Source organism: Microbulbifer regidiadema (SeqCode) (assembly GCF_052466995.1).
In genome coordinates this window covers 2,924,131-2,942,073 of sequence record NZ_CP174297.1, presented here as the reverse complement: position 1 = coordinate 2,942,073, position 17,943 = coordinate 2,924,131, and the positions used below count along the sequence as shown (strand labels likewise).

Annotated in this window: 11 protein-coding genes; 6 read left to right on the top strand and 5 right to left on the bottom strand. The window is 51.6% G+C overall.

The window, feature by feature from the left end; genetic code table 11:
• Positions 1-12 precede the first annotated feature (12 nt).
• On the bottom strand, positions 13-864 hold the full coding sequence (locus ACJJIK_RS12810) for a universal stress protein (protein WP_444928690.1): 852 nt from the start codon (positions 862-864) through the stop codon (positions 13-15).
• A gap of 469 nt (positions 865-1,333) precedes the next feature.
• On the opposite strand from ACJJIK_RS12810, the gene ACJJIK_RS12805 reads away from it, so the two are divergent.
• Positions 1,334-1,561: a hypothetical protein gene (locus ACJJIK_RS12805; protein WP_444928689.1), complete on the top strand. Its 228-nt coding sequence runs from the start codon at positions 1,334-1,336 to the stop codon at positions 1,559-1,561.
• A gap of 169 nt (positions 1,562-1,730) precedes the next feature.
• The gene (locus ACJJIK_RS12800) at positions 1,731-3,464 is read left to right on the top strand and encodes an ADP-ribosylglycohydrolase family protein (protein WP_444942963.1); all 1,734 of its coding nucleotides are present in this window, start codon (positions 1,731-1,733) and stop codon (positions 3,462-3,464) included.
• A 222-nt stretch (positions 3,465-3,686) separates the two neighbouring features.
• Here ACJJIK_RS12800 and ACJJIK_RS12795 read toward each other — a convergent pair whose 3' ends face one another.
• Positions 3,687-4,478: a class I SAM-dependent methyltransferase gene (locus ACJJIK_RS12795; protein WP_444942962.1), complete on the bottom strand. Its 792-nt coding sequence runs from the start codon at positions 4,476-4,478 to the stop codon at positions 3,687-3,689.
• Between the two features lie 873 nt (positions 4,479-5,351).
• Between ACJJIK_RS12795 and ACJJIK_RS12790 the strand changes: the two genes are divergently transcribed.
• Positions 5,352-7,901, top strand: a complete 2,550-nt coding sequence (locus tag ACJJIK_RS12790; RefSeq protein ID WP_444942961.1) for an alpha amylase C-terminal domain-containing protein — start codon at positions 5,352-5,354, stop codon at positions 7,899-7,901.
• A 195-nt stretch (positions 7,902-8,096) separates the two neighbouring features.
• Here the strand turns inward: ACJJIK_RS12790 and ACJJIK_RS12785 are convergent, their stop codons facing one another.
• Together ACJJIK_RS12785 and ACJJIK_RS12780 are read right to left on the bottom strand one after the other, a co-directional pair.
• Complete coding sequence (locus ACJJIK_RS12785; RefSeq protein ID WP_444942960.1) at positions 8,097-10,010, bottom strand: alpha-amylase family glycosyl hydrolase; 1,914 nt, start codon at positions 10,008-10,010, stop codon at positions 8,097-8,099.
• A 51-nt stretch (positions 10,011-10,061) separates the two neighbouring features.
• On the bottom strand, positions 10,062-12,503 hold the full coding sequence (locus tag ACJJIK_RS12780) for a TIM-barrel domain-containing protein (RefSeq protein ID WP_444942959.1): 2,442 nt from the start codon (positions 12,501-12,503) through the stop codon (positions 10,062-10,064).
• A gap of 186 nt (positions 12,504-12,689) precedes the next feature.
• Between ACJJIK_RS12780 and ACJJIK_RS12775 the strand changes: the two genes are divergently transcribed.
• Together ACJJIK_RS12775 and ACJJIK_RS12770 are read left to right on the top strand one after the other, a co-directional pair.
• The gene (locus tag ACJJIK_RS12775) at positions 12,690-14,207 is read left to right on the top strand and encodes an MFS transporter (RefSeq protein ID WP_444942958.1); all 1,518 of its coding nucleotides are present in this window, start codon (positions 12,690-12,692) and stop codon (positions 14,205-14,207) included.
• 177 nt (positions 14,208-14,384) lie between these two features.
• Positions 14,385-15,791, top strand: coding sequence for an alanine/glycine:cation symporter family protein (locus ACJJIK_RS12770; RefSeq protein WP_444942957.1), 1,407 nt, complete (start codon positions 14,385-14,387; stop codon positions 15,789-15,791).
• A 65-nt stretch (positions 15,792-15,856) separates the two neighbouring features.
• On the opposite strand, the gene ACJJIK_RS12765 is transcribed toward ACJJIK_RS12770, so the two are convergent.
• Positions 15,857-16,537, bottom strand: a complete 681-nt coding sequence (locus tag ACJJIK_RS12765) for a L,D-transpeptidase family protein (RefSeq protein WP_444928681.1) — start codon at positions 16,535-16,537, stop codon at positions 15,857-15,859.
• Positions 16,538-17,454: 917 nt separating this feature from the next.
• Here ACJJIK_RS12765 and ACJJIK_RS12760 point away from each other — a divergent pair.
• Entirely contained in the window at positions 17,455-17,748 is a 294-nt protein-coding gene (locus ACJJIK_RS12760) for a group II intron maturase-specific domain-containing protein (RefSeq protein WP_444928680.1), read from the top strand.
• Positions 17,749-17,943: the final 195 nt, after the last annotated feature.

Below are 17,943 nucleotides of genomic sequence, written 5' to 3'. Positions count from 1 at the left end.
AGATCCGATGGTTCAGTCGCCGTCGATAGCGGTCGTGGTGAACTGGTTACACACCATCACGTCAACGTCTAACTGGCCGATAACGCGCTCGGCAGTATTGCCCCGCAGGAATGAACCGGTTTCCCCGTATTGGTTCATAGTTCCCATCACCACCAGGTCCGCATCGATCTCTCGGGCCACTTCCTCGACAACATCACTGGTGTAGCCGCGCTTCACATGAATGCGATGGGTAGGCACGCCGGTTTTATCGGCGAGTTTGGCCAGGGCGCCGCGATCCGGGTAGAGCATAGAGTCGAGGAAGGCGTTAACCAGGTGGAGTTCTGCTCCGTAGTGGCCGGCGATATAGGTTGCGCGCTCGCTGATCTGGCGATTGAGCTGGCGCTGCTCCAGGGTTTTTGCCTGGTAGTTAACGGTCGCCAATACCACTTTGCGTTCGTCTTTGGCGCCGGGACGAATCAATACCACCGGGCAGCGCGCTGTTTTTAAAACTTGCCACTTGGATTCGGCGAAGGTGAAGCGGCGGCTGCTCTTTGCGTGCACCGGCAGGTAGATCATTTCGGCATTACAGCGCTTGGATTCCTGCACAATGGCTGCCTGCCAGTCGCTGGACCAGCACACGGTGATCTCACAGGACAGGCCGGCCTCTGAGATGGGTTCGCGAATTTGCTCGCGGAACCAGGACTCATCGCGAAACAGGTGGTCGTTTACTGCACGGGTGTCTACGGCCTCTCCATCAACTGCGACAAATACAGCGAGTCGCGGCTGAGGATTGCGTCCACGTGAAGTGGTCAAGGCTCGCTCCAGAGCTACATGCCTTTCATCGTTAGGGTCCACTACAACGAATACGGTGCTTTGCTGCTCCATTTTTTCTCCTCAACTAAGCGTGTTACTGGCCAGTGCGATCTGCATTTGACCAAGAGGTCTAATTTACCACGATGGGGGTGCCAGCCCGAGTCCCCGATTGTCCCATTTGTCGAATTTGGCGCCTATCTCATCGAATTATTTTGCTGCGCATAATGGCGCAGCTGGGCTGGAGCGTATTGAGGTAGATCAACTTTGTTGCCGGATAAATCCCAGTCACGGCTAGTGGGAAGTATCGCTCTGATCGGGACTGGGGTTTCAACAACTGGGCCGCTTACTGACCGAGACTGGCGAAGGGAGTCAAGGGGGCTGAAGTACCATCTACAGGTGAAATTTGGTGCATCTAGCGCGGTGGGCCTGTTCGGTAACCCGGGTAGCGTCGCCGGGCAAGAAAACTATCTCATAGCGTGCAGACATATACATCAAGGAGTAATATGAGGCTAAGGAAGCGTAATATAAAAAGAGAAGGAAAATGAATTTAACACTCAGTGATCTTTTTATTCTTATTCCACTTCTTGAGCAGGCATTGGATACGCTGCATAAAGAAATCGACAGTGAGGATGAAAAAATTTCTGTTGCTGCCGCAGAGCTATCGGTTATTTATGCCAATACGGCTGCAAATCTGGAAGACCTCTACCGATCGCTATACCGGGAGGGATGTAACTATCCCAACTATGAGATGCTTATCTCTCGTGGGTGATTTATTCTAAGAGGCGTATTCTGCAAAGACCCGCTTAAAATGGGGAATAGATGTAACTTAATCATTTATCGGGAAGTCGTTCGAGTAGTTTCTGTTTGAGCCGGTTTTATTGACGGCTCAACAATCAATCTAAGAGAAGGTTTATATAAGTTTTACAGGGAGTTTTCTGGTGGATCAATATCTGAGCTATAAATCAGGAAGATTAAAATTAAAATCACTTTATGAATACGCCAGTCAATACAGTGGTGAATACCCAGCTAATGGCAGCGATCCGATTGCGAAGGAATACACAGATAAAGTGCGCGAGCTATTGGCACAGGTGCCCGATTGTAGCGGGGTCTATCTGTGGGGTTGTTACGATGAAAAAGGTCGTTGGAGTACGATTTATATTGGCAAAACGGACTCAACAAAAAAGGCCGGCTTGCAGACTCGCCTTCGGGAGGAGCTCTGTACAGAAAATATTTTTATTTGGCGGCCGGGTTTTAGCAATGATCAAGAACTGCTGGATTATGCTTTGCAGCACTATGCCAACCCAGGTCCCAAGTCCGCAGCTCACTATAAACGGGCTCTGAAGAAAAGTGGTACTACGCATATTTACTGGGCAGAAACGGCTCAAGGTCAAAGCGCAGAGGAAGTCGAAAGTTGGTTAGTTGAACTGATGAATCCCAGTGCTAATCAGCGCAAACTATTGCCAAACGCCCTTTATCGGCAGGGCGCGCTTAGTGTATTGGAAGCTTTTAGTCAGCATATCAGTGAACAGCGCCCCGCTATCGGTCCCAGCTCAGAATACAGCGATACGCCATTAACGCTTACACCACATCAGCGTTTTCAAGGCTGCCTGCTTGCTGGTGCAGTGGGAGATGCCCTGGGGGCCCCGGTGGAGTTTATTCGCTCGGAGGATATTAGGCGGAAATTTGGTCCCCAGGGGATTCGCGATTTCTCCCCGGTCTATGGGCGCTTGGGCGCGATTACTGATGATACCCAGATGACGCTATTTACAGCAGAGGGGCTGTTGCGGGCTTATGTCCGTGGTGTCAGTAGGGGGATATGCAATGTGGAAAGTACAGTGGCTAGAGCCTATCTGCGCTGGCTGCATACCCAGTCAGGGGCTCTCAGTAATCGCAGTGATATCGTAAATAGAAGCTGGTTACTGGAGCTGCCACAATTGCACTACCGCCGGGCTCCGGGTATGACCTGTCTACAGGCCCTCAATGCCTATGCCGACGGGGCTGGAATTCGCGCCGACAATGACAGCAAAGGCTGCGGAGGAGTGATGCGAGTTGCGCCGGTAGCCTTGTACCAGTGGCGTGCTAATGGTGTATACAATATTGAGATCGCATTCAAGCAGGCGTCTGATTTTGCCGCGATTACCCACGGCCATGCCACAGGTCAGCTCACCGCAGGCGTATTAGCGGTTGTTATTTTAATACTATTAGATGGGCAGTCGTTAAATAAAGCTATAGCTACCGCTAAAACGGAGCTGTGCAAATATCCAAACCATATGGAAACCCTTACAGCCATCGAGTGGGCTGAACAGCTCGCCGCTGGAAATACGCCTCCAGGTCAGGCGATTAAACAGATGGGAGAGGGATGGGTGGCTGAGGAGGCGCTCGCTATTTCCCTGTACTGCGCCCTTAAAGCTCCGAACCTTAAAGAAGCCTTGCTGATGGCGGTTAACCATGATGGAGACTCAGACTCTACCGGGGCTATTACCGGTAATCTCCTCGGTGCGCAGCTGGGGGTGGATGCCATTCCCGCAGATTGGCTGGCTCAGCTTGAGTTATCGAATGAGATAGCGGAAATAGCTCAAGACCTGCTGGAGTTCCGCAGCTGGCCTGTGGGTGAGTTCGATGAGCGGTGTGATTATGCTGATTCAATAATAGAGAAATATCCCGGTTATTAATTTCTCTCTCAGAGAAGTATTTGTGTATCGCTCGATAGACTTGTAATACAAGTATCGACTGGTTCCCCTATCGGGACTTAAAGGCCATGGCTGCTGTGTTGCAGCTGTGGCCTTCAAGCTCCGCAGAGGTATGGCGGAGTTGTTTGGAGGCGTTCTTAAGCCTTGAATAAGAGACGTGGCGTGAGCCAAAAATGTGGCCAGCTGTTTAAAACGTTAAATGCATTAGCTTTTCGTGCCATAGTAGCGATAGCTTTTAAATCCTTTGCCGCTTGAGTCAAATCGTTCCACTTCATTAATCGATACGCCACACTCGCCCAGTGTTTTTAATATCCACTGCTTAGGGAGTATATGGACTTCCATTACACCGTGTTTCCCATACTTGACTCTTCTGAGAATATTTAAAATACGATTGCCGAGTAGGAAGTAAGCCCAGCCAGAAATGACAGAAAGATCATGCTGCGACGGAGTCTGGAAAACTATAATTCCACTGGGGCGTAGCACTCGGCAAAACTCCTCAATAAACCGCTTCTGCTGTTTGCTGGGGATATGCTGTAACACAATATTGCTATAAATAAAGTCAATAGATCCATCGGGGATTATGGATAGGTCGTTTGCGGTATTATGTATAAAGTCAATATTGGGATGCTCTCGGTGTTGAGTGCGAGCTTCTGCAATCATAGAGCTAGAAATATCTACGCCAATGACTTTTTTAAAGTGCGTTGACAGCGCACGGCTAAGGCGGCCCACACCACAGCCAAAATCCAGAGCCGTGCCTAAGCACGGTTGCATATGCTGCTGGCGAAGGTTGGCTAAAACTCGGTGTATCTCCTGTTTTCCCGAGTTGAAAAAGATCTCCTTATCCCATTGCCTATTTTTTTTTGACGGGTCTGACAGTACAGCCCAATAGGGGTCGTGAGTGCCCAAGTTTTCCCATTGTTCTTGGTGTCGATTTTTCATATGACTACTTATTTCCATATTATCAGGCACTAATGCCTGTCGGGTGTTTATAGACACCCTTTTAATCCATTCAGAGCTTCAATACAGGGGCGGTGCCGAGAATTGAGCCCCGAAGTCAAGCGTTGATAAGATTGCTGAGTGCCGTATCAAGGCATATTGGCAACCTGCTCTTTTATCGAGCTGGCTTAAAAAAGAAATTATGAAGTTTCCATTCTGGCGGTTATAAATTGTGTTTTCGAATTTGATAAATAGGACTTGCTAGTCCCCGCTATCCTGCACCTATTTCATCACTTCCTTTTCTGCTTGATTTTTGGCCTGTGAGGTCAAATGACTTTCGGTATTAAAACCGGTAGTAGCGGTATCCACTACGCCCCCCGGGGGGGGTGATGTGTTCTCCTGGCCCCCTTATTAGTCTATCACGAGCCAGGATTGCTGTAATTCCGGGCTTGTAGTAGCACATGGAGTGCATATTAATACTGTTTTTTGGTATTTGTTCACATATTGTCCCGATTGGAAATCTCTCCGGATAGCATGTGGATGTCTCAGGATGAGTGATCAGCAGGGCGGGGATAGCGCCCACCAGGCCTGATAGAGGGTAACTAAAGTGCCCGTATATCGGGGTTGAGCTGCAAAAATAATAAATGGTCACCCGCGATGATACGCCTATATCTTTCTTCGCCGCTTGCGGCGTTCTCCCCCCATCTTTTTGCTGAGCGGATGCCTATCGGTTGTAGCGCTTTAATCCGCTTCCGGGATCTGTGCAAGCAAGATACTTGTAGGGAGGGCTATGGCTGTGGAGAAAGGTGTAGTTACAAGTAGACCACCCCGGTGTAGGGAGATAATCGTTAATCATTGGCAGATAACTGCCTGTGGAGCTTTCCCTACGCGAAAAACATAACGACTACAGATGAGAGAAAAAGGAACGTGAAAATGAAAAAATCATTTCCGTTAAAGGGGCTTTTGGGAGGTGCGGGTATTGTACTCGGTGCCATGTCCAGTACCCATGCCAGCGCCGGTACCGCCTTTGTACACCTGTTTGAGTGGAGCTGGAATGATATTGCCAGTGAGTGTGAAGAATTCCTGGGCCCGAAAGGGTTTGATGCGGTACAGATTTCACCGCCCCAGGAACATATCAGCCACTCCACCTGGTGGGCGCGCTATCAGCCGGTCACTTACACTAACCTGACCAGCCGCAGCGGTACCGAGGAAGAGTTGCAGAGCATGATCAACCGCTGTAATGCGGCGGGTGTTAAGGTTTATGCAGACGCAGTAATTAACCACACGGCAGCCTGGAATGGCGGCGGCACGGGTTGGGGCGGTACCGAGTGGACTCTGCTGAATCACCCCGAGTTTTCCCCAGCGGATTATCACTCCGAGTGTACCGTCGATAACTACAGTGATGCCAATAATGTCTGGGACTGCCGCTTGGTAGGATTGCCAGACTTGGACACCGGTTCCAGCTATGTACAGCAGACCCTGGCCGATTATCTGAACAAGTTGCAGGGTATGGGCATTGCCGGTTTCCGTGTGGATGCGGTTAAGCATATGTCTCCCAGCGATATGTACGGCATTATGAGCAAAGCCGGAAATCCCTGGATCTTTTCTGAAGTTATTGGTGCGGATGGCGAAGCCAGTGAAATTCAGCCGTACAATTACACTTTCCTGGGCCGTGTGACTGAATTTAAGTACGGCACGGATGTGGCGAGTAACTTTAACGGTCAAATCAAAAACCTCGCCAGTATCGGCGAGAGCTGGGGGCTTCTGTCTTCCGGCGATGTGGTGAACTTTATCGATAACCACGATCGCGAGCGCGGCCACGGTGGTGGCGGTAACCTGACCTATCACGATGGCTACAAGTACAACTTGGCCAACGTGTTTATGCTGGCACACCCCTATGGTTACCCGAAGGTCATGTCAGGCTATGACTTTACCGATACCGATATTGGCCCTCCCAGCACGGGTCCAGAGAGCTGTGAGAACGATGAATGGGTCTGTCAGCACCGCTGGGGCAATATTGCCAATATGGTGGGTTTCCGCAACTACACCGATGGCACCAATATGGAAAATTGGTGGGATAACGGCGATAACCAGATTGCCTTTGGACGTGGTGACAAAGGCTACGTCGTTATTAATAACGAGGGTAACTCTCTCAGCCAAACGCTGTACACGGGTCTTCCGGAAGGGGATTACTGCAATGTTCTGGCGGGAGATGATGAGTGCAGCGGTGAGGTTATTTCCGTAGGCAGCAACGGCTATGCCACTTTCAATGTTGCGGCTTATTCCGCTGCGGCTATTCACGCTGGTCAGTTATCCGGCCCCTGTGACGATGCATGTTCGGGAGCGGGCTTTCCCAGCCTTTATTTCCGGGGTACGGCCAATAATTGGGGCGCGACCGCTTTTGAATTGGTGGCAGATAACACCTGGCAATTGGTGGTCAACTTTGATGGCCAGGCAGATCAGCGCTTTAAGCTGGATATCTACGCTGATTGGAGTGAAAACTACGGTGATGACGGTGCCGATGGCACACTGGATCAAACCGGAGCGGACATCTATACCTCGGTAACCGGCAGCTACCTTATCGAAGTGAATGATGAGACTCTGGCCTATACGATCACTGAGGTCTCCTCCCAGCAGGCGCCTTCAGCCGCTGTGACCCCAGTATCCAGCACCGTTGAGGTCAATGAGAGTGTTACTCTGGATGCCAGTAGCTCTACTGACAGTGACGGCAGTGTGGTTTCCTACAGCTGGAGTAGCGGTGGTAGCGCTGCCACGAAGACTTTAAGCTTCACCAGTGCAGGTACTTACACTGAGACGGTGACGGTTACCGATAACGATGGCCTCACCGATAGTGCGACGGCAACCATTACTGTAACTGACCCCAATGCGGGTTACGCACAGAACTTTGCGGCATTAAACTTCCGTGGCACGCCCAATAGCTGGGGCACGCAGGCGATGACTCTGGTAGCGGATAACACCTGGCGTGCGACAGTAGTTTTCGATGGCAGCAGTGATCAACGCTTCAAGTTTGATGTCAACGGCGACTGGGTTGAGAACTACGGCGACAACAGTGCGGACGGCTCCCTGGATCAGGGCGGTGATGATATCTACACCAATGTATCAGGCACTTATATTGTTGAGGTCAACGATGAAACCCTGAGCTACAGCCTGACCTGTGCAGACTGCACTAGCTACACGTCTAACTTCTCCTCACTTTATTTCCGGGGTACCCCAAATAGTTGGGGCGCTGACGCTATGGAATTAGTGGCCGACAACACCTGGGAAATCCAGGTCGATTTTGATGGCCAATTCCAGCAGCGCTTCAAGTTTGATGTCAATGGAGATTGGAGTGAGAACTACGGTGATAGTGACTCCGATGGCGACTTGGATCAGGACGGATCTGATATCTACACTTCTGTAACTGGCAGTTACAAAGTGCAGGTAAACGATCAAACTATGACTTATAGCGTGATAGCACTATAAAACTGCAATCAGGCAGGCTGGATTTCCAGCCTGCCTGTGTCGCTTACCCTGCCCACTACTATCCTCTGTATCTCTCCCGCGAAACTATTTTCTAAACTTATCGCTATTAAAAAAATAGCCGTAGCACCCGTTTATAGCGCATTCGTCAAAGAGTGTATGGGGGATTGGCGTCTCCTCCAGAACGCTTGGATATACTTAGTCCTGGGGATGCCTGGTAATAATAAATATATGGCTTTCAAAAGGCTCCAAATCTATTTTCATTGATCCGAGTTGATTATTGACTTCCAGATCTATAGTTTTTTGCGAAAGCTGACTTGTAGCCTTAAATTGTCCCATCTCCAAATTCCAGTGTTTAATCAGTACTTCTGGCAGCTGGAAATTAAATGACACAGCCCTGTTATCGAAGTTGGCGACTACCAACAATTTTTCTTGTTCGCTCCAGCGGGCAAAGGAAAATTGCTTTTCTCCATAGCCAGAATTTTTCTGGCGGTTGTAGCTGTGCAAGTCCAGATAATCGCCGCGCAGGGCCGGGCTCTGTTTGGAGAAATTAAGCAGGCGCTGGTAGAAGCTGCGCAGCTCTTTTTCTTCTTTTGTCAGCAGTGCAGTGTCAAAAGCGCCCTTATTGTTCCAGCGGCGTACACTGGGTACTGACCAGTAGTCAAAAATGGTGGTGCGGCTGGCTTTACCGAAGCCGGCATCTCGGTTGGCGGGTTCTCCTAACTCCTGGCCAAAGTAAATCAGGGTAGGGGCTGGGGAGAGCGCGGCGGACACCAGTATTGCGGGCTTTCCCGCCTTGGGGTTGCCGGCAAATTCTGAGCTGGCGATACGCTGCTCGTCGTGGTTTTCCATAAAACGCAACATATGAGCGGAAATATCTATCAGGCCTGCCTGCACCTCTGCAATTTTGTCAGTGCTAGCGCTGTTCTCCATAACTGCGCGAATAGCGTCGTAGGTGCCGACTTTATCGTAGAGATAATCCATTTTGCCCAGGTGCAGATAGTCCCGGTAACGCTCTGGAGTATAAATTTCAGCGAGCAGCAGTGCGTCGGGATTGCGCATTTTGATCGAGGAATTCAGGTAACTCCAGAATTCCACCGGCACCATCCCGGCCATATCGTAGCGGAATCCATCCACACCAAAGTCCAGCCAGTAGTGGGTGATATCGCGGAATTTTTTCCAGGTGTCCGGGACTTTTTTGTCCGCCCAAAATTGGGCGTGGGCGCGGTAGTCGCGCTCGGCATACTGCCGGGGCAGCTCAGAAAAGTTTTTACTGCCATCGGGGCGAACGCCAAAGTTAATCTTTACCGTTTCATACCAGTCGTGCATGGCCGGCTGTGGGCTGCGTGCGCCATTGCCGGTCCATTTGGCGGGGCTCTCCGCAAACTGTCCGTCGACAAGATCGTTGGCCTCGCCGTTGAGAGGCAGATAACCGTCCTCAGCCACGGGCACACGGAAATCTTCACCCACCACATAGTAGAAATTGTTATTGCGGGCGTAGGTGACCTGGGTGTTGTCGTCGGCGCCAAAATCCCGTAGGTTCCGGGGTTTATCGAGGGATTGATAGGCGCGGGCGACATGGTTCGGCACTATATCGATAATCACTTTTAAGCCGGCTGCGTGGCTGCGTTGCACCAGTGCCTGAAACTCCTGTAAGCGCTCTGCGGGATTGTTGGCCAGGTCCGGGTTGACGCTGTAGTAATCCTTGATGGCATAAGGGGAGCCGGCGCGGCCTTTGACCACATCTGGATCGTCGTTACTGATACCGTATTCGGTGTAGTCGCCGACGAGTGCGTGGTGCAGGGCGCCGGTGTACCAGATATGGGTGGCACCCAGTGCGTGGATTTCACTCAGTGCTTTTGGGGTAAAGTCGGAGAACTTACCCACACCATTCTCTGCGAGTGTGCCCCAGGGTTTGTTGGTGCTGTTAGTGTTGCCAAACAAGCGCGGCAGCACTTGGTAGATAACCGCTTTTTCCCCGCCGGCTTCTGTCGAGGGGTTAGTCTCTTTCGAGCTATTTTCCTGGGTGCAGCCGCCAGTACTGAATAGAGTGGCCCCCAGTAGAGAGCTCGCAAGGAGTTTGGCAATAAACAGGGAGTGTAACTTCTTCATGGTTTCCTGATGATTTTAATCTTCTCAGCCAGTGAACAGCAGCAGGTTGCTTTATGGATTTGTTAAAATTAAATCCAGCGGCTCTTTATGCCAGTCAAATTTAACCAGCAGTTGCTGTTTGCGCTTGTGATACCAGGCTCCACGGGGTGCCTGGGCAAAGTCTTTTTTACTGTCGAAAATAGGCAGGGAATCGCCACTAATATTCAGTTGCACAGGCATTTGTTGCCAGTTGTGAATATTTAAACTGACCGCACGGGATTCCGGCATACCGGTATAACCCTCGCCCTCACGCTTAAAGCTAAAAGTTAAGCTCTGCTGATTATTTTCAGCTGAGAAATACAGCTTCTCGTATTTGCCTTTTTCAAAGGCCTGCGCGGTAGCGCCATCATCTTCATAAATATAGCGCTCGGACTTTGCCGCTGCGGGATGGGCGTAGTAATCCAGGGTCAGGTTTTTGCTGGAGTAATCGCGACTGCTGTGGACAGCGTCAATGGTGGGAATAATAGCGCCGGCCCGCACCAGTACCGGGATAGTTTTCAGGTCCACTTCCACCAGGGCCTGCTCGCCAGAATATTGTTTATCCGTCCAGTAATCGAACCAGGTACCGCCGGGCAGTTTTACCGCGACCTCATCCACATCTTCTTCCACGACTGGGGCAACGAGGAAGTCCTGACCCCACAGGTAGGCATCCTTGTAGTCCAGTAGCGACAGGTCACTTTCGTTTTCGAAAAATAGCGGGCGCATCAGCGGCATGCCGGTCTGGCTGTTTTCGAAGGCGAGGGTGTAGTTGTAGGGCAGCAGGCGATAGCGCAGTTTTACATACTCGCGCAGGATATCGCGGGTGCGGCGATCGTGGAAAACCGGTTCGGAAGCAATATGCTCCTGGGCGTGCGGGCGGTAAACCGGTTGGAATACGCCGTACTGTAACCAGCGGATATAGAGTTCGCGGTCAAATTTCTCACCACCGGCAAAGCCGCCCAGGTCTGAATGGGTGTAGCCAAAGCCCAGCAAGCCCATACTCAGAGCCAATTCCACCTGGGGCTGTAAGCCACCCCATTCCCGAGCGACGTCACCGGTCCAGGGAATCATTCCGTAGCGCTGGGAGCCGGCAAAACCGGCGCGCATCATAATAAAGGGGCGGCGCTCCGGGTGTTTTGCCGTTAGGCGCTGGTGCAGTAACTGTGCCCAGGCGTGGCCAAAGGCGTTGTGGATTTCATCGGCCATACCGATTGCGTGAACGGTATCGGAGGGGTGAACTTCCGGTTCACCCAGGTCGCCCCACCAGCCGGCTACGCCCTGTTCCTGTAGTCCATCGTAAATATTCCAGAACCAATCGCGGCCATCTTCGGAGAAGACATCGATCAGGCCGGTATTGCCGAAATAAAAGTCGAAGCGCTTGGGCTCCCCGGCCAGGTTTTTGGCCAGGGCATTATTCGCCACGGCCTCCTGCCAGCGCTCGGAGGTGGAGAGAACAAAAGGCTCGGTCACCAGAATGGTGTTGATACCGCGATCTTTTAGGTCGGCCATCATTTTTTCTGGTTCGGGAAAGGCCTCCTTATCCCAGGCCAGGTTGCCCATATGGCCTTTGATATCCGGGCCAAACCAGTAGAGGTCCAACACCAGGGCGTCCAGGGGGAAATCTTCCTCGGCAAATTTGTCCACAGTTGCACGCACCTCGGCCTCGCTGTGATAGCCAAAGCGCGAGGCGAAGTTACCCAGGGCCCAGCGGGGGGGCAGGGGCTGCTTGCCGGTGGTGGATACATAATTTTCCAGCAGTTGTGGATAAGTCTCAGCAGCTACCACGATGTAAGCGGTGCGCCCGGCCACAGCTTCAAACTGTAGGACGTCTTCTTCGCTGGCGCCCAGGTCCAGGGTACCGGTGGCGGAGTTGTCGAACAGCAGAATGTATTTATTGCTGGACAGTACTGCCGGCAGGGAAAAATACATCTGGTTGGATTCGGTGGTGTAGCCGTAGTGGGCGCGGTTATACAGGGGCAGGCGTTGGCCGCGACGGTCCATACCCATAACCCGCTCTCCACCACCCAGAAGTTTTTCCTCTGGCGACAGTGCGAAGCGGAATCCGCGCATGGTCTCGGTGGCAAAGAAGCCGCTCTCCTCACTCAGGATTGGCTCTTTACCGCGCAGGTATTCAATACGGAAGGGAGACTTGTGGATAACGGCACTGAGCGCGCCCGTGCGGTAAACGAGCTTGTCGCCTTGCTGTTCCAGCGTCGCCTGGGGTTGGCCGCTGGGGTGGGGAGCGAGAGCAAATGAAGGCAACTGCTTTAGGCCCTCGCGGCGATAGTGTACCGATAGCGCTGAAGGGCCCACCGGGGTGAGGGTGACCTCTCCTTCACTTGTCTGTACAGTTAGTGAGTCTTCGCTCATGGTGTGATCGCGGTAGTTGCGCTGTTCAGCGGCTGGGGATTGTACGCTCAGGCAGAGTGCAGCTGCGAGGCATACCAGGCGCAGGAGTGGGGATTTTAGGATCATCGCGCGGGACTTCAGTTGCTTGATTGGGATTCACGGTTTCGTATTGGCCCGGCGTATACACCCGGGCTTGAGTTTATCCTAAAGCGCAGGTTCTGGCCCGCATCCTCCCCTGTGGGGGAGGATGGCTGCTGCGGGAGTGCGTGTGAGAATGGCAGAATAAGCATAACTAGTGATGCGGTGACCTCTATGACCCAATCAGCCAGCAGCGCCGTTGCGCCGCAAGCTCAGCAACCGCGCTTGCCCTTTTGGCAGGTGTGGAATGTCAGTCTCGGTTTTCTCGGGGTGCAATTTGGTTTTTCCCTGCAAAATGCCAATGCCAGTAGAATTTTGTCTGACCTGGGAGCGGACCTTCACTCCCTATCCTTGTTCTGGATAGTGGCACCGCTTATGGGGCTTATCGTACAGCCTATCGTGGGCTCGGCCTCGGACCGAACCTGGAGCCGTTTCGGCCGCCGCAACCCCTTTATCCTCTTTGGTGCCATCGCTGCGGCCCTGGGTATGGCGTTTATGCCCAACGCCGGCCTGGTTGTGGCGCTAGTGGCTCCGATTATCTTCGGCGGCGTTATGTTGGCCCTGATGGATGCGGCCTTTAATGTGACCATGCAGCCTTTCCGCGCCCTGGTGTCCGATATGGTGCCCTCAGAACAGCGCACCCTGGGTTACTCGATACAGTCTTTGCTGATTAATATCGGCGCCATCTTCGGCTCCATGTTGCCTTTTATCCTGACTAATGTGATCGGCCTGGAAAATACCGCCCGTGCGGGAGAGGTGGCCCCCTCGGTTATATGGGCCTTCTATATCGGCGCCACAGTGCTGTTGGGCAGTGTGCTGTGGACGGTACTGCGCACCAAGGAGTATCCGCCGGAGCAGTACAATGCCTATAAGGGGCTCGACTCTGCACAGCTGGAGCGGGAGCGGCAGCAGAAGGCCTCACTGGCCAAGCGCTTGAGCGGCTTTTTCCAGCTGTTAATCAAAATGCCGCGCACTATGCGCCAGCTGGCCCTGGTGCAGTTTTTCTCCTGGTTTGCCCTGTTTATTATGTGGGTTTACACCACCCCGGCGATTACTCAACACGTTTGGGGAGTGGAGGCCAAGTGGTTTGACCCGGCCTATCTGGAAAGTGTCAAAGAAATTCCCGCGCATATTGCCGCAGCCAAGGGCGCTGCCGGTGACTGGGTGGGTATTATTTTCGCGGCCTACTCCCTGTTTGCAGCGATCTTCTCCATCGTCCTGGCTCGTTTGTCTCAAGTGCTGGGGCGTAAGCTGACTTACTCGCTATCGCTGGCACTGGGCGGTTTGGGGTATATCAGCTTCCTGTTCTTCCAGGGCGGTGAGGCCACTCAGGTCAATCTGTTGATTACTCAAGTCTCCGTACCCAGTGGCGCCCTGGGGTTACTGTTGCCGATGGTGGGGGTGGGCATTGCCTGGGCCGCAATTCTGGCGATGCCCTATGCGATCCTCTCCGATTCCCTGCCAGCGGATAAAACCGGTGTTTATATGGGAATCTTTAATTTCACGATCGCCGCCCCGCAGATTGTTTCCGCCCTGCTAGCGGGCCTTATTTTAAAAACGGTGTTTGAAAACCAGGCTATTTACATCATCGTACTGGCGGGTGTGTGCATGTTGCTTGGGGCTCTATCGGTGGCCCTGGTACGAGAGCGTTCAGAGCCCCAGGCCGAATTAAAGGCAACTACTACGGCTTGATCAAAAACCGTAATAAATCTTTTAAAAAGCCCCTTTTTGGGGCTTTTTTATTGCCAGAATTTCCAGTTTTAGTGATATTTTCGCATTTATTGGGCAGTGGGGTTTCGCAGTCGTATTTTGACAGTTTGGTGTGAGCGTACCTAGACTGGGCGGATCTCACCGGAAATACATTCAATTATGTCGATATTCCCTACTATTGATCGGGCACTGGAGGCTTTTGCCAGCTTCGTTTGGGGCCCACCCTTGTTGGTGCTGTTAGTGGGTGGCGGTCTTGCGCTACTTATTTATTCTCGCGGCCGTCCCTATCGCCATTTGGGGCACAGTATTGAGCTGCTAAGCGGCCGCTACGATGACCCCAATGACCCGGGCCAGGTGAATCACAGCCAGGCACTTTCTACCGCGCTGTCGGGCACTCTGGGGCTGGGTAATATCTCCGGAGTTGCTATCGCTATAACCCTTGGCGGTCCCGGAGCGATTTTCTGGATGTGGGTCACGGCCCTGGTGGGGGTGGCCACTAAATTTTATACGGCGACCCTGGCGGTGATGTTTCGCGGCCGCGATGCGAGTGGGGAACTGCAAGGTGGCCCCATGTATGTTATCCGCGAGGGATTGGGCCGACGCTGGATGCCGCTGGCTGTACTGTTCGCCGTGGCAGGGCTCTGCGGTATGTTGCCGGTGTTTCAATCCAATCAAACCACGCAGTTATTGCGCGAGTCTTTTGCTGAGCCGTTGGGCTGGGTGGCACCTGGTGGGTCATTCACATTTGATTTTGCCGTTGGTTTACTCATTGCTATTGCCTCCGCCTATGTGATTGCCGGTCGAATTCAGCGTATCGGCAAATTCTCCGCAGGGGTGGTACCGGGCATGGTACTGCTTTACCTGGGGATGACCCTGGTGGTGATTGCCAGTTTTTGGGAGCAGGTACCGGCAGCATTTGCGCTGATTTTCTCCGATGCTTTTAGCGGCCAGGCCATTGCCGGAGGCACATTGGGTACGGCCATTACCGTTGGAGTGAGCCGCGGAGCATTCTCTAATGAAGCGGGTATCGGCACGGAATCCCTGGCCCATGGTGCGGCGAAAACCCGCGAGCCCATTCGCGAAGGTGTGGTTGCCATGCTCGGACCGATTGTGGATACCCTGCTTATCTGTACTTGCACGGCACTGGTGATACTGCTGACCGGCGCTTGGCAGCAGGGGGGGAATATTGCTGGAGTTACTCTGACTGCACAGGCATTCTCCCAGGTATTTGGCCCGTTCGGCCCTATTTTGTTACTGCTTATGGTGCTGCCACTAGCGTTTAGCACTATCGTTACCTGCTGGTATTACGGCATGAAGTGCTACGTTTTTCTTTTCCGTGGCCGCTGGCAGGGGCTCTATACCGGGCTCTATATGGTATTGATTGTCTTGGGCTCCGTCGCCTCTCTAAGTGCCGTAAACAGTATTATTATCGGAATGTATGCGGTAATGGCGATACCCACAATGCTGTCCACCTTCTTGCTGGCAAGGCATGTTAACCGCGCGGCTCACGACTATTTTACCCGTATGGATTTAGCGGAGAAGAAGAGCGCTGAGGTTTCCCAATAAAAAAAGGCGGGCTACATAGTCCGCCTTTTTTTATGACACGGAAAAGTTATTTGAGCTGCCGGTATTTATGGCACTACGGATACCCTGGTGCCCACTTTGGCGTGGTGATAGAAAATCCTGGCCATATGCCAGGGTAGGCGAATACAGCCGTGTGAGGCGGGATATCCGGGGACATGGCCGGCATGCATGGTAATCGGGCCATTAATTCGCATCATATAATCCATAGAGGCCCCGCGAAAAATGGCTCCGGCCGGCTTGCGGTGCCGGCGCACATCCACGTTGCTGCGCAGTACGTATCCTCTGCGGCTGACATAGTGGCCATATAGGTTGGAGCGGTGGTTGTACTTTTTCTGTGAAATACGAAAGTTGCCCGTCGGTGTTCTGTGCCCGGCCTTGCCGGTGGAGACAGGGGTTATACCAGCCAGGCGTCCGCCCTTATAGAAATAGGCCATTTGCTCGCTGAGATCAATCACAATACGCGGGGCGCCCTGCACATTGGTCTTAAACCACATATGCCTGCTGTATCTCGAGTGCCCGCCATAACGATTGCCATGTCCCGACTGATAGCCATACCGGGAGTGGGGATTGGAATAGTCCACGGCATAGGCCAATGGAGCCAAAATGGCCGCTCCCACTATGATGACGGCAGCGGCAAATAATGATTTTTTACGAGGGGGCGCCTGCCGGGTTCTCCTCTCTTTTATCGGGCTGGCTTGATGGTTTTGCAGCGAAGGTCGGCTATGCATTACACACCTCTCTACGACTAGTGGGCCGCGCAAACAACCGTGGATTTTGAGTTCAACCACGGTCTGAGGGTGAGCACGCTCACCCTGCTCTGGGACGAGTCCATGGTTGATGCTTTTCCCCAAGCAGATAACCGTATACTCGGTCTCAGCTGCGGGCCGGTGCTGTGGCGGTATGAGCCGCTACAAGTCCAAAGGATGGTAAGGTCGGCCTGCAAGGGCGGTGGTAATAAAAAGGAATATATTGGATAGGCTTTAGAGGATGCCCTTCTAAACAGCATTACCTAAATTGAAGCTGATGTATAGGCGCTTAGTCGGCACCGGCAAGCCTAAAAAAGTCGCTCTCGCTGTATTGATGTATGTTGCAAAATAGCCAAGACTATTTTTTCTTAGGGTGGCAGTAATTGCAAAAAGTAAGAGTGTGATTGCCACTAACCCGGTCAAGAAGAAATCTGGGAGATACTCTTCATAATAGTAGGGGAGCCATGAGTCATAAAAGGCTGAAAAAGTAAGCTAATAAGCAGCCAGTGCAAGCAGAAGTGTAATTGCGGAAATCAATAAATTTTTCAATTCAGACCCCAATAGAAGCATAATGCCCGCCACATAGGCGAGCAATTTGTTGCGAATTCAGAGCGGTAACGCGTATTTATGCTGGCGTTTTTAGAAGTTGGCTTAACGAATTATATTACTTGTAAATTAGACATCTCTGCACAGGTTGTTCTTTCATATAGCTAGGAAAAACACAAGGGCCGCCCGCAGCCTTTATTCCATCACAATTTTTCGTATGATATGTCTTTTCAATTTCAACTTCATAAATTAAGCACTCTCTATTTGATACGCAGCCTACCAAGAATAGGGGGAGAAAAAGAATCAGTTTTTTAATCATATTTTAACGCTGAAGCTACTTGGATCTATAACATTTGGGTTGTGCTTTATACACATTTTTTAGGCTTATTCAAAGTCTTATACGGCGAAATAATTTGGTTTTTCTATCGAAGAGAGCAAAGCTTGTCTGGCATGATAAGTTTTTGCTCAAATTTAAATATCGTGCCCGTAATATTGTAGGGCGATTCCGTGGTGTTTCTAGGGGCAATAAATTGAAAGAGCTTGCCGAATTTCTCCGTGGTTGGATCAATTATTTTGGTGTGTCGCAAGACTATAAAAACATCGATCTTGATTGCTGGATACGGCGAAGATTGAAAATTAACTACTGAAAAAAGTACGTCCGAAACTTACTACGCATGAGTGTGAGAGAATCACTAGCTGTCACTTGTGGGTTGTCTTGTAAACGGTGCAGGAGAAATGCAAAAACTAAAAGTATTCATATTGCACTTAACAATGAATTTTTTCAAAAGATGGGCTTGATTTTACTACGTGATTGCTGGGTAGAGATTCATTACAGATAGGGA